Origin of the sequence: Acinetobacter sp. SM1B, assembly GCF_003289665.1 — a bacterium.
In the GTDB taxonomy this organism is placed as follows: Bacteria; Pseudomonadota; Gammaproteobacteria; order Pseudomonadales; family Moraxellaceae; genus Acinetobacter; species Acinetobacter schindleri.
Genome location: NZ_QMBM01000003.1, coordinates 1 through 14,601, shown reverse-complemented (window position 1 = coordinate 14,601; position 14,601 = coordinate 1). Strand labels below are relative to the sequence as shown.

At 41.8% G+C, this 14,601-nt stretch carries 13 protein-coding genes; 5 read left to right on the top strand and 8 right to left on the bottom strand.

What is annotated here, in order from left to right:
* Window positions 1-5 precede the first annotated feature (5 nt).
* Together C8322_RS13375 and C8322_RS13370 are read left to right on the top strand one after the other, a co-directional pair.
* A complete protein-coding gene (locus tag C8322_RS13375) occupies window positions 6-404 on the top strand; it encodes an OsmC family protein (RefSeq protein ID WP_005220317.1) in 399 nt (132 codons plus the stop codon).
* Between the two features lie 122 nt (window positions 405-526).
* Entirely contained in the window at window positions 527-1,174 is a 648-nt protein-coding gene (locus C8322_RS13370; RefSeq protein ID WP_005220314.1) for a glutathione S-transferase, read from the top strand.
* Window positions 1,175-1,231: 57 nt separating this feature from the next.
* Here the strand turns inward: C8322_RS13370 and phoR are convergent, their stop codons facing one another.
* The 3 genes from phoR to C8322_RS13355 all read right to left on the bottom strand — a co-directional run bounded on the left by phoR (window position 1,232) and on the right by C8322_RS13355 (window position 4,215).
* Entirely contained in the window at window positions 1,232-2,590 is a 1,359-nt protein-coding gene (gene phoR, locus C8322_RS13365) for a phosphate regulon sensor histidine kinase PhoR (protein ID WP_008307124.1), read from the bottom strand.
* Window positions 2,591-2,614: 24 nt separating this feature from the next.
* Window positions 2,615-3,325 (bottom strand): phosphate regulon transcriptional regulator PhoB, encoded by a 711-nt coding sequence (phoB, locus tag C8322_RS13360; RefSeq protein WP_004814209.1) that lies wholly within the window; start codon window positions 3,323-3,325, stop codon window positions 2,615-2,617.
* Window positions 3,326-3,537: 212 nt separating this feature from the next.
* A complete protein-coding gene (locus tag C8322_RS13355) occupies window positions 3,538-4,215 on the bottom strand; it encodes a TetR/AcrR family transcriptional regulator (RefSeq protein WP_004814212.1) in 678 nt (225 codons plus the stop codon).
* Between the two features lie 220 nt (window positions 4,216-4,435).
* On the opposite strand from C8322_RS13355, the gene C8322_RS13350 reads away from it, so the two are divergent.
* Window positions 4,436-5,281, top strand: a complete 846-nt coding sequence (locus C8322_RS13350) for an SDR family NAD(P)-dependent oxidoreductase (protein ID WP_004814214.1) — start codon at window positions 4,436-4,438, stop codon at window positions 5,279-5,281.
* A gap of 147 nt (window positions 5,282-5,428) precedes the next feature.
* Here the strand turns inward: C8322_RS13350 and C8322_RS14620 are convergent, their stop codons facing one another.
* From C8322_RS14620 to C8322_RS13335, 5 genes are all read right to left on the bottom strand, one after another.
* A complete protein-coding gene (locus C8322_RS14620; protein ID WP_004814216.1) occupies window positions 5,429-5,971 on the bottom strand; it encodes a hypothetical protein in 543 nt (180 codons plus the stop codon).
* A gap of 2 nt (window positions 5,972-5,973) precedes the next feature.
* Entirely contained in the window at window positions 5,974-6,132 is a 159-nt protein-coding gene (locus tag C8322_RS14730; protein ID WP_004814218.1) for an LLM class flavin-dependent oxidoreductase, read from the bottom strand.
* Window positions 6,133-6,279: 147 nt separating this feature from the next.
* Window positions 6,280-6,681 (bottom strand): LLM class flavin-dependent oxidoreductase, encoded by a 402-nt coding sequence (locus C8322_RS14725; RefSeq protein WP_416224416.1) that lies wholly within the window; start codon window positions 6,679-6,681, stop codon window positions 6,280-6,282.
* Between the two features lie 285 nt (window positions 6,682-6,966).
* The gene (locus C8322_RS13340; RefSeq protein WP_004814222.1) at window positions 6,967-8,331 is read right to left on the bottom strand and encodes an MATE family efflux transporter; all 1,365 of its coding nucleotides are present in this window, start codon (window positions 8,329-8,331) and stop codon (window positions 6,967-6,969) included.
* Window positions 8,332-8,453: 122 nt separating this feature from the next.
* A complete protein-coding gene (locus tag C8322_RS13335) occupies window positions 8,454-9,608 on the bottom strand; it encodes a methionine aminotransferase (protein WP_004814223.1) in 1,155 nt (384 codons plus the stop codon).
* Between the two features lie 245 nt (window positions 9,609-9,853).
* On the opposite strand from C8322_RS13335, the gene C8322_RS13330 reads away from it, so the two are divergent.
* Together C8322_RS13330 and C8322_RS13325 are read left to right on the top strand one after the other, a co-directional pair.
* The gene (locus C8322_RS13330; RefSeq protein WP_004814226.1) at window positions 9,854-12,685 is read left to right on the top strand and encodes a type VI secretion system Vgr family protein; all 2,832 of its coding nucleotides are present in this window, start codon (window positions 9,854-9,856) and stop codon (window positions 12,683-12,685) included.
* Window positions 12,686-12,702: 17 nt separating this feature from the next.
* On the top strand, window positions 12,703-14,595 hold the full coding sequence (locus C8322_RS13325) for a LysM peptidoglycan-binding domain-containing protein (protein ID WP_228156513.1): 1,893 nt from the start codon (window positions 12,703-12,705) through the stop codon (window positions 14,593-14,595).
* The last annotated feature ends 6 nt before the right edge of the window (window positions 14,596-14,601 follow it).

The window sequence follows — 14,601 nt, the reverse complement described above, 5'->3', positions numbered from 1 at the left end:
AAGAAATGGCCATGCTTGCAAGTGCTCGTGTACATAGTCTGGAAACACCATGGCAGGGACAGATCAGTCATGGCAATCACCAATATCTGACAGATAAGCCGGAAGCTTTTGGTGGTCAGGATCGTGGTCCCGCACCTTATGATTTTCTGCTGGCAGGCTTGATTTCCTGCACCATGATTAGCTTGCGTATGTATGCCAGCCATAAAGATCTGGAGCTGGGGGAGTTTCAGGTTGAAGCCGATTTCTTTGCCAATCGGGAAGGGCAGGAATGGATTGAACGACGTTTAAGTTTTCAAAATCCGTTAGATGAAACATTGCGGCTAAAAATTCTGGAAATTTGTCAAAAAACGCCAGTGACCAAAACTTTGCTACGGAGTCTGGAAATTCGAACTACATTACTTTGATCTCGCTATATGTAAAGAAGGCTGATTGAAATGTAATATAATTCGTAAAGCATTTCACCGAAACCAGACACTTTTTGTTATGCTAAAGCGGCAATAACACGACAATAACAAAAGAGTCTAACATGCGTATCCTACACCATCTTGAGCAGTCCCGATCGTTCCGTATTTTATGGGCATTGGAAGAATTGGGGCTAGATTATGAAATCAAGTTCCATAAACGGCTGCCTAACTTTTCTGCCCCTTCAGAGTTGAAGATGATCCATCCATTGGGGAAGGCGCCGATCCTGATTGATGGTGATCAGGTGCTGGTAGAATCTGCGGTAATCTTACAATATTTGCAGGAAACTTATGATGTGGGTATGGAGTTTCAGCCGCTCAATTCTACTACCAAACAGCAGTACCGGTACTGGATGCATTATGCCGAAGGCTCACTGATGCCGTTACTGGTTATGCATCTGGTCATTAATTCCGTTGAGAAGCACACACCATTTTTGCTGCGTCCTATGGCGCGACAGATTACCAGTGGAATTAAAAGTAAATTTGTACAGCCGCGTCTTAAAGATCATATTCAATATCTGGAAGACTACCTGAGCGAGCATGAATATTTTGCCGGTCGATTTAGTTTTGCTGATATTCAGATGAGTTTCCCATTAGATGCCATTCAGACCCGTACGGGTAAACGTTATCCGGCGATTGAAGCCTATCTGGAACGCTTATCTCATCGTCCTGCCTATTTCCGGGCCATGTCCAAAGAAGAAGTATTGAGTTAACAAGCCATTAAAAATAAAGGTGCCAAAAGGCACCTTTTTATTGGGATAAGGTTTCAATCAGTCCGGGAAGCTCAAGCGTTCCTTCGGGAAAATCACTTTAAAAGTAGAGCCCTGATTTTCACGAGAATCAATTTTTAGCTGTGCCTGATGCTGCATCAGTACATGTTTTACAATCGCAAGTCCAAGACCTGTACCGCCAGTACGTCGGCTACGGTCAGAATCGACGCGATAGAACCGTTCAGTCAGACGCGGTACGTGTTTCGGGTCAATCCCGATCCCGGTATCTTCTACCACAAAGTAAGCCGATTCACTATCATCATGCCAGCCCATGGTGACCGTACCGCCTTTTGGCGTGTATTTAATCGCATTGGTGATCAGGTTGCTGAAAGCACTGGCAATTTCCATATCGGAACCAATCAGATCACAATGACTGTCAATATCCAGGTTCAGCGTATGACCATAATCCACGTTATAGGCCTGAGCATCATCAAATAGCTGGTTCATCAGATTGGGCATGTCGATAATCTGATTCTTGGCAATATTTTCGTCATTTTCCAGACGAGACAATAGTAACAAGTCATTGACCAAGGCATTCATACGCCGGGTCTGGGATTGCATCTGGTCAAAGGCGCGTTTCCAGCGTGGACTGATATCTTCCTGATCGGTAAAGGTTTCGATATAGCCGCTGAGCACCGTTAAAGGCGTACGTAACTCATGCGAGATGTTATCGACAAAGTCTTTGCGCATCTGCTCCAGATTATGCATCCGGGTCACATCATAAGCGACCAAGAGACGGCTTTCACCCCCAAAGCGGGTCATCTTGATCTGTACATAATGGTCTTCAAAGATCGAAGATTGCATCTTGAGACCGTCAGGTGCATCATCAATATGATGATAATAATCAACGAAATTTGGCTGAGAGAGTAAACTCAGAATATTACGGCTTTTATCTTCAGCACTGATGCCGAGCAGACGTTCAGCTGCGGGATTCCACCATTCAATCTGCTGATTTTCATCGATCAGTACCACGGCTTCCTGTAGCGCGCCTAGAGAAGACTGGGCACGATCAATCAGCTCGACCATTTCTGCCTGTACAATGCGTTCCTGACGCTGGGCCTGATAGACATTAAAGAGCAGGGCACCCCAGATGCCATTGATCTTGGGTGGTACGTCATAAGGACGATTGGAAATCCAGTCATTGACCAAATATAGGGAACGGATTTGTGTGACAAAGAATGCTACAAAAGCCAGTACGATACAGACCCAGAAATACCCGATCCCGAAACCAATCAGGCTGCCGATCAACAGGAAGAAGGCCAGAAGGCGTAAATCCTGCTTGGCAAAGTCCCATAAGCTATTGGAGCTTGGCAGTTTATGCCCACGGGCCATTTCAGGAACAGGGTAGGGTTTATACATAAAGCAGGATTTACCTAAGTCAAATTAGCCGAGTGCGACATCAATACGGGTCGAAAAGCGATAGCCGGTTCCGCGTACAGTCTGTACAAAACGGTCGGCGCCATATGGCTCCAGCACTTTGCGCAGGCGTCGGATATGCACGTCAATGGTTCGGTCTTCAATATACACATTGCCACCCCACACCTGATCCAGGAGCTGGGCACGGGTATAGGCACGTTCTGGATGGGTCATGAAGAAGGCCAGCAGGCGGTATTCAGTCGGCCCCATATCCAGAATAGTATCATTAAAGCTGACACGCTGGCTTGCAGGATCGAGTAACAGGCCATTGGCTTCAATACTTTTTTCACCATTCAGGCTATTGGTACGGCGCAGTACGGCTTTGATACGGGATACCAGTTCACGGGTAGAAAATGGCTTGGTCATGTAGTCATCTGCACCGGCATCCAGACCTTGAACCTTATGATCTTCTTCGCCTCGTGCAGTGAGCATAATGACTGGAATTTCTAACAGGGTTTCATCGCGTTTCAGGCGACGGCATAAGTCTACACCGTTCACTCCACCGGGCATCATCCAGTCCAGCAGGATCAAGGCTGGACGCTGATCCACAATCATTTGATGGGCCTGTTTGGCATCTTCTGCTTCTAAACAATTGAAGCCAGCCATATCCAGTGCCGTATGGATCATTTCCCGAATTGGAAGCTCATCATCGACGATTAAAATGTAGTCATCTTTCACAGCGCATTTCCTATAAGTCAACGGTGGACCGTTTTATATTTATGACGAGCCTATTACAAAGATTAATTATGACAGTATCATTGCAGAAAGGGATATTTGCCCTGCTTTCGCAAAGATTTGTGACAATTTAAGTTACTTGATAGAGGAAAAATATCTGTAATAACAATTGATTGAAAAATAGAAAATAAATTAAGAAATAATTGCGCTAAATATTATTTCTTATCTGAAAAAGATTCAAAAAGTGCCAAAAATACAATACTGCATGAGGACAGAACCTCCTCCATGGACTGTTTAAAACCGCTCATGACCCAGCGAATGGCAATCTGGGTGACATAACCATTTAAGCCCGTGGATACCAGAGAAATTTCCTGTTCAGAACGGCTCAGGTTCGGCATCATCAGCATGACAAAGGCCTGAATCATGCGGTCAAAACGGCCCATGGTTTCGTGAATGGTAGCCTGATTATGCAGTTCCTGTACCAGCATGGCATCGATATAAATAATCCGGGCCATACGTGGATTATCACGCAATGTAGTGAGCAGGGCAGTCAGACCAGCTTCGATCATCTTTTTAGGATCAGAGGAAGCCTGCATCATGGCTTGCATGACATTTTGCTGCAATTCATCGATCAGTTTTAGAAAAATAGTTTGAAACAGATGCTCACTTTTCTTAAATGATTCATAGAAATAGCGTTCGGTCAGTTTGGCTTCAGTACAGATATCTTTGACGGTTACAGAAAAAAAGCCATGCGTGCCATACGCTTGAATACCCGCTTCAATCAGCTTTTCCCGGCGTGCCTGCTGGCGTTCAGCCATAGACAGTCCCTTAAACTGACGTTCCTTTGTCATCGTTTTTTGTTGTTTTTCCACAGGAATTGCCGAATTGGTCATAGAATGATTAAGCTCATAAGCACCGAAATTTTGAATATCTTACCAATAAATTGCATTTAGACCTATGTTGTTGATCACCAACCTAGATTGTCCTGAACAGATAAGTCATCATGATTGACAATGAGTATTGTCAAAACTATATTGAAGAGAATTGCTGCATGAAGCACGACAGAACAAGAAATGCTGTCTGGGCAGGCAGTTTCATCAATAAGGGAAACTTATGAAAAATTTTAATAATAAAGTTGCAGCGATTACCGGTGCAGGTTCGGGCATTGGTCAGCAGTTAGCTGTACTTTTGGCGAAACAGGGCTGTCATCTGGCATTAAGTGATGTGAATGAACAAGGTTTACTTAAAACACTTGAGCTGATTAAAGACACTGGCGTGCGTGCCACCCTCGACAAGGTCAACGTTGCCGATTTGGAAGAAGTCCGTGCATGGGCGGAAAAAGTCGAGCAGGATCATGGCAGTATCAACATGATCTTCAATAATGCTGGGGTCGCTTTGGGGTCAACAGTGGAAGGCGCATCTTATGACGAACTCGAGTGGATCGTGGGGATCAACTTCTGGGGCGTGGTGTATGGCACTAAAGAATTCTTGCCACGCATTAAAAAGACCGGCGATGGTCATGTGGTGAATATTTCGAGTTTATTTGGACTGACTGCGCAGCCAACCCAGTCTGCCTACAATGCCACCAAGTTTGCAGTGCGTGGTTTTACTGAGTCTTTACGTCAAGAACTGGATATTGAAAATTGTGGTGTAAGCGCACTCTGCGTGCATCCGGGGGGAATTCGTACCAATATTGCCAATGCCGCAAAAATGAATGACAGCCTCAGGGCTTTAGGGATGAGCCCTGAAAAGTCTGCGCGTAGCTTCAATAAATTATTGCGTTGTCCGCCTGAAGAAGCAGCGCGTCAGATTTTGGAGGCCGTTCAAAAAGACAAACGCCGTTTATTGATTGGTAACGATGCCAAAGCGATCGATTTAATCCAACGTATTTTACCAACGGGGTATCAGAAGGTCACAGCTTTTGCCACTAAGTTAGGTAAATCTAAGAAATCAGCTTAAATTATTAAAAGTTATTAAATTAAAGTCCGCTTCTGCGGACTTTTTATATTTAAATTTAAGAAATGAAAGACTAGCAATAATTTTTCTTTCTCTCCTCCACAGAAAATAAAATAGTAATTCAAACTAATCTTTTTTATAAAGGCTGATCTAAGAGGCTATAGCCGTATTGGGTTGAGTCACTAGATACTGGTTTACTGGACGTTTCAGACCCAGATTTTCACGCATAGTGCTGCCTTCATATTCAGTCAGGAACAGGCCACGGCGTTGCAGCTCCGGTATAATGAAATTGACGAAGTCATCCAGGCCGGCAGGCGTTGTTGGTGGTAACACATTGAAGCGGTCTGCAGCTTCATTTTCGAACCATTCCTGTAACTGATCGACCACCTGTTCAGGTGTACCAATCAATGTCCAGTGACCACAGGCAGAAGCAATATATTCGTATAACTGACGAATACTAAAGTGATGCTTCGCTGTAATCTCAAGCATCATTTGCTGACGACTGGACTTGATCTTAATATCTTCTATGGGGAAGGGGGCATCCAGATCATAGTGTGAAAGATCAATATCGCCGGCTAAACCTGAAAGTAAGCCCAGGCCGACATCCGGGTGGATCAGGCTATTGAGCAATGCATATTTTTCTTTAGCTTCCTGTTCGGTCTTGGCGACAAATACCGATACGCCTGGCCTCACTTTTAAGTCACCGCATGACGACCATATTTAGCTAAGCGGCCTTTAACATCACGGTAGAAAGCCTGTGCATCCGTGAAACTTTGTTGGGCTGTGAAAATCACTTCGGTATATTTCGCTGCCAGTTCACGCCCATCTTCAGACTGACCTGCCTGCACATTCACCGAATAGCCTTGTGGTGGACGAGAGACATTCAGTGCGCCTTGGACATTAAAATATTTTCCTTGAGGAAGCGGTTCATGCTGTTTAGCGGCCTCAAAAAAATGACCACTTTCTTTATCGTAGAGGAAGGCATCATCTTCCCAGGAATCTCAGAGTTTCTGCACGACTTCAATAAATTTATCCGCACGTTCATAACGGACTTTGGCATCTGGATGTGGACTAAAACCAAAGTTACGCGCAGTTTCAGCAGAGATAGTCGTCACCACATTCCATGCAGCACGACCCCTACTAATATGGTCTAAAGAGGCATATTTACGTGCTAATAGATAGGGTTCTTCATAGGTGGTCGATGCAGTGGCAATAAAGCCAATATTTTTGGTGACTGCTGAAATAGCCGCAAATAAGGTCAAGGGTTCAAACCCAACAACTTTGTCACTATAACCTACATTTTTATTATGCTTAGAAGCGCCATGACTCCAATTAACAGCCAAACCATCGGCAAGAAAATAAGCATCAAACAGGCCACGTTCAGCAGTCTTTGCTAGTTCAATTGCATAATCAAGGCTTAAATGATCTTGGGGCCGGGACGCTGGATGCCGCCAACCAGCTGCATGTCGCGACGTCGTTGGAATGAAGGCACCCAGTTTAATTTGTCGTTGAGATATGCTGAAATCCTGTTGTTATCCTGTATTTCACCAGGTTTATAACAAGGAATAATCGAGTTTAAAAATACGATAAAATTAAATCCTTATAATGAATATGGAATAGGCATAAAGACGAGATGTATTTACTTTAAAAATAGATAAGTTTTAAATTTATACATACTTAAGCTACTGTTAAATCAGCGCTTCAATGGTTTTCTTTTTCCAGACAAACTGGTAATACAAGCCTTGCATGATGCACAGGCAGACAAAAGCCAAGGCATAACCATACCAGATGCCTTGCAGCCCCCACCAATGGCTGAATAGATAGGCTGCCGGAACTTCAATTGCGATGATGGCGATAATATTGATAATCATCGGTACGGTCACTGTGCCGCTGGCTCGCATAATCGAAGCAAAAATCGCACTGGCACCAAAGAACAGAATTGACCAAAGTACAATAAATAATAGCTGCTGACCCAATACTACAACTTGCGGATCAGTAATAAACAGTGCCATCAGATATTTAGAGAATAGATAGGCCAACACCACCAGACTACCGGTAAACAGGATATTCATACTCAGGGCCGTACGTGTTACTTTATTGAGTAAGTCATTTTTACCAGCACCAATTGCTTGGGCACCAAAAACGGAAGCAGCAATCGCAATGGAAAGTGCAGGGAACTGGATATAATTCAGCACCTGATTTACTGCACCATAAGCTGCTGTAGCTTCCGCACCATAACGGTTGACCAGACCGACAATCACCAAACCTGCAGCTGAAGTAGTAATCATCTGAACACCGGTAGGAATGCCCAAGCGCAGAATAATTTTGCTTAAGCCGGGATGATGACGGATATGCTTTAGTAAAGCCCAATCTAGCTTAAGTGGATGTTGTTTATAATTTAAATATAGGGCTAAAAATAACAGGACTGCTATGTTACCAAGAATAGTTGCAATAGCAGGCGAGATAATCCCCATTTTCGGGAAACCGAAATAACCGGCAATCAGAACAGGTGTCACCACCAGACCAACTCCAATCGTCAGGGCAGAGGCAAATAAGGCCGTCGTGCTGTCACCCACACCACGCAGAATTGAAGTATAAATAATATAAATAAAAATCAGCGGGCTACCAGCAAGCATCCATTGCACATAAGGCAGAGACAGATGCATCACATCGGGATCGGTTCCAAGCAGCAGCAGGATCTTCTCTGCAAAAATCACCCCAAAACATGCAATCAGGCTACCGCCAATTAGGGTCATAAACAGGGTAGAACCAATAACACAGCGGACTTTTTCCAGATTTTTTGCTCCCCAAGCCTGTCCTACTAAAACGGTTGAACCTGCGGACAAGCCAATTACAAAAGCCATCAAGCAGAACAGAATTGGGAAAAAAACCGCAACTGCAGCAATGGCATGTACGCCTAGCATTTGCCCCACAAAAATCGTATTAATCGTACCGGACAAACTTTGCAGGATATTGGTCACAACCAGCGGCAACAGGAAAATAAAAAATGTTTTCCATAGATTTTGCTGCTGAACCAATGCTTGCTGTGCCATAAGACATCCTGTTCTTGATTATTAGAAAGGGAGAAAAAAATAATTATCGGAAATTTGCAGAAAAATAGCCTTAGCTTTTAGGTAACTAAGGCTGAAGCTATGTAAGTCTTTAAATATTTAAATCAAACTTTGGAAAGAATTTCGCCCGCTTGCAGCAAAGTTTGTTCTTTTTTGGCAAAACAGAAACGCAGCAAACGTAAATCTTTTGGCGGCTGTTTATAAAATACTGATACCGGAATCGCCACGATCCCATGTTGATGGGCCAAATACTGACACATAGCAACATCCTCTAAATTTGGTCGAATTTTGCTGTAATCCAGATTCTGGAAGTAAGTCCCCTGTGATGGTCTCCACTGAAAACGTGAATTCTGAATGGATGAATTAAACAAATCCCGTTTGGCCTGATAGAAGGCCGACAGCTGGGGAATATGCTCAGGATGCTGTTGTAAATATTCAGTTAATGCCACTTGTACTGGTGTTACACCACAAAAGCTGGCAAATTGATATACCTGACGGAACAATTTCATTAAGGCCGGGGTAGCTACACAGAAGCCGGTTTTCCAGCCGGTGACATGGAAGGTTTTGCCAAAGGAACCAATCACAAAACTGCGTTCACGTAATTCCGGGAAGGAAAGTGCTGAATAATGTTGTACATCATCAAAGACCAGATGTTCATAAACTTCATCAGAGAGCACCACAATATTGCGTTCACGGATCAGTTCAATCAGCTGTTGCCAATCCGCTTTAGACCAGACACTTCCAGTAGGATTATGCGGGGTATTTACAATAATCATGCGGGTGCGATCATTAATCGCATCCTTGACCTGGTTCCAGTTCACTGAAAAATCCGGATGCTGGAGTGCGAGATGAATCGGTTTAGCACCTAAAACCTGTACCGTCGGCGCATAACTGTCATAACTCGGGTCAAAAATAATGACTTCTTCACCTGCACGCACTACAGCCTGAATTGCGCAGAAGATTGCAATCGTTGCGCCAGGTGTAATGGTAATTTCCTGAGCGGGATCTAGTGATAATTGATCACGCTGTAAATATAAATCAGCGACCAAAGCGCGTAATAACGGTAAACCATCTCCAGGTGCATACTGGTTAAAACCGGATGTGCTTGCTCGTCCTAAAGCTTCAATCAAATCGGGTGGTGCAGGGAAATCGGGAAAACCCTGTGAAAGATTCAGTGCCCCGAGTTGCTGAGCAAGGGCAGACATGGTACTGAAAATCGTCACGCCCAATTCAGGCAGTTTGGACTGGAGATCAAGCATGTCACAACGCTCTTTTGATTGATATAAGCATAAAGTGTAGCAGTAACGATTCTGCTCTGTGAGCACAAATAACAGAAATCATTAGTCATTTTGTCAATAAAACATTAAAAGATTAAAACCTCAATAAAAGAGCTGATGAGTAATAAATTCATGGTTAAATCATGTGAAATAAGAAGCATGATGGACGTATAGGGGGCAATTTTCATAAAATCAGCTGCATAATACTCCTTAAAAATAACTATAAGATGCTAAACAATATTCATACCATCCTTGAGACTCTTGGGCTTAATCTGCAAAAACGAGCCCTACATATCCAGTTTTCTAATCAGGTTTTAAATACACAGGTTTTTATTCAGCGCATTGAAGGTCATCATCAGATTAATGAGGGTTTACAGGCAGAACTGATCTGCCTTTCAACCAATGCAAATCTCGCTTTAAAACAATTTATTGGCTGTCAGGTTGCAGTTGATCAGGTGACTGACTGTGGAGAATTATTTCGAACGACAGGTCTGATTACAGCGGCAAGCCAGGGACAAAGCGACGGAGCTTTGACGCTGTATAAACTGACCCTGCAAGATGCAACTTCCTTATGGCATAAACGCCGCAATAGCCGAGTGTTTATGAATAAAAGCGTTCGGGATATTAGTGAAATTTTATTTAAAGAATGGCAGGCTCGCAGCTCCTTATTTGCAGCACGATTGAGCCTGGATGTTTCTGCCTTGTCACGGGACTACGATGTTCGACCTTTTGTGATGCAGTCCAATGAAACGGATTATGAGTTTCTGACCCGCTTATGGCGTAGTGAAGGCGTTAACTGGCTGATCGATGAAAAGGAAATCATGGTCCCCGTTTCAGCTCAGACCATTCAGCCACAAATTCTACGTTTGATTGATGACCAGCCGCATTTTCAGGCTTTAAAGCGCCGTAGTATCCGTTTTCATCGTAGCCATGCCACCGAACCTTTTGACACGATTACTGGTCTATTGGCAGAGCGTTCTTTAAATCCAACCTTAGTACAAACCCAGCGCTGGCACGCGGATCAGCTGGCTCAGAATGAAAGTCAGCTACTGCTCAGTAGCCATCAGCATAGCGAAGTACAGGATAATCAAAGCCTGAATCTTGAAGATGTCTGGACCATTAGCCCGGCCTGGATCAGCGACCTGAATGGAGAAGATCAAATGACTTCAGCCAGTTCTGCTCAACTGGATCAACTCAGCCAGCAGCTAAACCAGTCCCATGCCTTGCAGTCTAAATATTTTAAGGCCAGTAGTAGTGTGCGTGATGTACAAGTTGGGTACTGGTTTGAATTACATGATCATCCTGAAATAGATCAACATCCAGCCAATGAACGTGAATTTTTAATTTTGGGCAAACACTTCTATAACCAGAATAATTTACCTAAAGATATTTTGCTGCAGCTGGATCACTTAATACAGTCCAGTCACTGGAAAGTATTAGATGATGAAAGACAGAGTAATGAATTGTATTTGGTTCGTCGTCATATTCCTGTCGTACCTGAATATCATCCATTACAGCATCGGCCTATGGCCCATCCACAACGAGCGAAAGTAGTTGGACCTGAGGGTGAAACTATTTACGTGGATGAATGGGGGCGGGTCAAGGTTCGTTTCCTGTTTACCCGCAGTGATGACCATCAACATGATGGTGGCGCTGGTGCCAATGATAATGATAGCGACTCGGCTTGGGTAGATGTGTTGGCACCGTGGGCAGGTGAAGGCTATGGAGCAAGATTCCATCCACGTATCGGGGAAATCGTCGTCATTGATTTCTTTGAGGGAGATGTCGACCGGCCATTTGTGGTGGGTCGTATTCATGAAGCTGAACGGCATCAGACGATGTTTGATGTCAAAGGCAAACTGCCATTAACCAAAAAACTGAGCGGTATCCGCTCTCAGGAAGTAAATGGGGAAGGTTTTAACCAGCTTCGTTTTGATGATACGACCGGACAGATTAGTGTACAGCTACAAAGTAGTCATGGGGCTAGCCAACTAAATTTAGGAAATTTAAGCCACCCTAAAGAAGATGAAGTGAGTGATGGGCGTGGTGAAGGATTTGAGCTTAGGACGGATCAGTGGGGAGCAGTGAGGGCGGGGGCTGGCCTGCTACTTTCAACGCATAAACAGGAAAATGCTAATGCCAACCACTTAAATAGTAGCCCGTCTAAAAGCCAGCTCGAATCAAGTTTAAATAATAGTAAGGCCTTAAGTGACGTTGCTAAAAACCAGCAAACTGATCCTTTAGAGGCACTTGATCATCTGACAAATTTTCTGAACCAAATTGAACAGCAGGATCAAAGTACGGCTGAAACCTTTAAACAGGCGCTAATGGTACTTTGTGCACCCAATTCGATTGCACTTTCAACGAATGAAGATTTGCATTTATCAGCCGATAAACAGATTAACCACAGTGCCGCGGATAGCATCAATTTTTCAACCCAGAAATCTTTAATTGCCCATGCTCAGGACAGGATTAGCCTATTTGCAGCGCAAAAAGGATTCAGAGCCATTGCGGCAAAAGGCAAAATTGAGCTTCAAGCACAAGATGATGCAATTGAAGCTATTGCTCGCAAACAAATCAAAATTATTTCGACTGAAGATCAGATTGAAATTATAAGTCCTAAAGAAATTGTACTGACTGCGGGCGGATCTCAGTTAAAGATTAATGGACAGGGAGTATTTAGTACTACAAGTGGGAAGTTTGAGTGTAGAGCAGGGCAGCATATATTTAAAGAAGGAGCCAAAACTATTTATGAGATTCCTGAATTGCCTAAATCTGGACCATACGCTGTAGATTTTTTATTTAATAGTTTAGGTGGTAGTGGAATTGAAGGTGCTGAAGTAACTATGTTCATACCTGAAAATAAGGAAATTTTATGGGAAGGTAAAACTGATTCTAATGGTAAAACGCAATTATCTATTTCTCAAGAATGGGTTGCTTATGAAGCATTAGTAGGGTTTAAGCAATGGTCAAATATCTTTGAAGATTTAGATACTAAAGATTTAGAAGATGAATTTGATGTGGGTGAGCATGGAATTCAGATTGAAGACATTCAATAATTATAAAGGTGTTCTCTGTGAATTATTATATTGTAAAAAAAGGAGATACATTGTGGGGTATCTCAAAAAAATTTAATATTACAGTACAAAAATTAGCTAAAATTAATAAGTTGAATAGTTCTTCTATTCATAAAATACAAGTAGGTCAAAAAATATATATTGATGAGATCAATGAGATTGAAGCTGAATTGATTTTAAAAATTATATTATTAGATTTATCTTTTAAACCTATTTCAAAAGGAATTGTAAAACTAGAATATGATGGTAAATCAAAAGAAATAAATTTTAAAGATGGTGTAATTAATGATATTGAAATCTTAGATCATTCAAAAGGTTTAAAAGTTTATTACAAAAATATAAAAAGTAATTTTGATTTAATAGCTAATCATAAAACTTTACCAATAGGGAAAAAAGTTTTAAGGCTGACTTCAAGGCAAATGAAAGTCTCCGGCAATCACTATCCTCAATCGGGTATAGTTCAACAGACAATAAAGGAAATCAAAAAATCCTTAAAAAATTTAGCAGATCCTATCGTAAAAGGGATAAATGAAAAAATAGATACTAGTCAACCATCTATAATTTTACCTGAGCCAGTAAATAGTCAAAAAAGGACTGATTCAGGTAATAGTACCCATATAATTGCAAGCCAATTTACAGAAGAGAACTTCATACTCAATACAGTAAATAATAAATATAGAAAATTTGTTATAGATGCTTCGAAACGTCATGGATTTACTCCACATAGTTTAGCAGCTTTAATTCACGCTGAAGCTGCAAAAAAAAGTAATGGGGAATGGGATTCCAAAAGTTTTAATACCACTACAAATGCCGCAGGATTAACACAATTTCTTAAAGGTACTTGGCTTGAACTTTGTAAAAACCAAGAATCTTTAATAGGGCAATATGCTTCAAAAAATAAATATCTTACTGAGGAGCAACTTTTAAATCTTAGATTCAACTCTGAGTTTTCGATTGATGCAGCAGCTGCTTATGCAATTATAAATTTTAAATGGTCAAAACTACCTTATCAAAAATTAACAGAGCCGAGCTCAATAGCTAAATTTGCTTATCTATTACATCATGAAGGAGCTGGAGGTGCGAGGTCATTCATAAACAATAGTTTTTCCCCAGAAAGAGCAAAAATGTTATTGCTTGCACAATTTGGAAATAAGGGTAAACAAAATGCTTTAGATTATTTGAAAAGATATAACAACGATGCAAAAGTTGCTTATGGAATATGGCTAAGAGCATACATCGATGCACATATTAATATTTATGATTATGTATTGGATAAATCTAAAACTTCTGGAATAAATTTATCTTTAGATGAAACAATTAAAATTTTATTGGGGCAAACTTCTTCACCAACACCAACACCAACACCAACACCAACACCAACACCAACACCAACACCAACACCAAGTATCGAAATACAAGAAAATAAAATTGTTGGAGGCAGTGGAATGTGGGTAGATCCTTTAGCAATAAACCAGTTAAGAGTTGCTGGTCTAGCTAATGTAAAAAGTGCTACTTTCGGGAAAGTTAGAAATGGAGGTACTAGAAACCATCAAGGTATAGATTTAGCTGCTGATTCCGGTACAAATATTTTTGCGGTATGTAGTGGAGTTATTGCTATTGCAACAGATAGTGGAAAGGCATATGGGAAAATTATAGTATTAGAAGTAAACATTGATGACTTGCCTGAAAAGCAAAAAACTTATGCATCAAGAAATATTACAAACAGCCGTTCAATTTATTTTTTTTATGCACATCTATCTACCATAGATGTTGAAAAAGGAGATGTTGTTGATGCTAAGACAATTTTAGGTAAAACGGGTTCTACTGGAAATGCTAGGGGAATGACTACTGAACCGTACCGGGTTTGTCGGAGACTTTTTTATTTAAGTTAGGCCACC

Coding starts and splice junctions, on each gene's coding strand:
- C8322_RS13375 (WP_005220317.1), top strand. CDS start 6: ATGGCCATGCTTGCAAGTGCTCGTGTACATAGTCTGGAAACACCATGG.
- C8322_RS13370 (WP_005220314.1), top strand. CDS start 527: ATGCGTATCCTACACCATCTTGAGCAGTCCCGATCGTTCCGTATTTTA.
- C8322_RS13340 (WP_004814222.1), bottom strand. CDS start 8,331: ATGGCACAGCAAGCATTGGTTCAGCAGCAAAATCTATGGAAAACATTT.
- phoR (WP_008307124.1), bottom strand. CDS start 2,590: ATGTATAAACCCTACCCTGTTCCTGAAATGGCCCGTGGGCATAAACTG.
- C8322_RS13330 (WP_004814226.1), top strand. CDS start 9,854: ATGCTAAACAATATTCATACCATCCTTGAGACTCTTGGGCTTAATCTG.
- C8322_RS13350 (WP_004814214.1), top strand. CDS start 4,436: ATGAAAAATTTTAATAATAAAGTTGCAGCGATTACCGGTGCAGGTTCG.
- C8322_RS13355 (WP_004814212.1), bottom strand. CDS start 4,215: ATGACCAATTCGGCAATTCCTGTGGAAAAACAACAAAAAACGATGACA.
- C8322_RS13335 (WP_004814223.1), bottom strand. CDS start 9,608: ATGCTTGATCTCCAGTCCAAACTGCCTGAATTGGGCGTGACGATTTTC.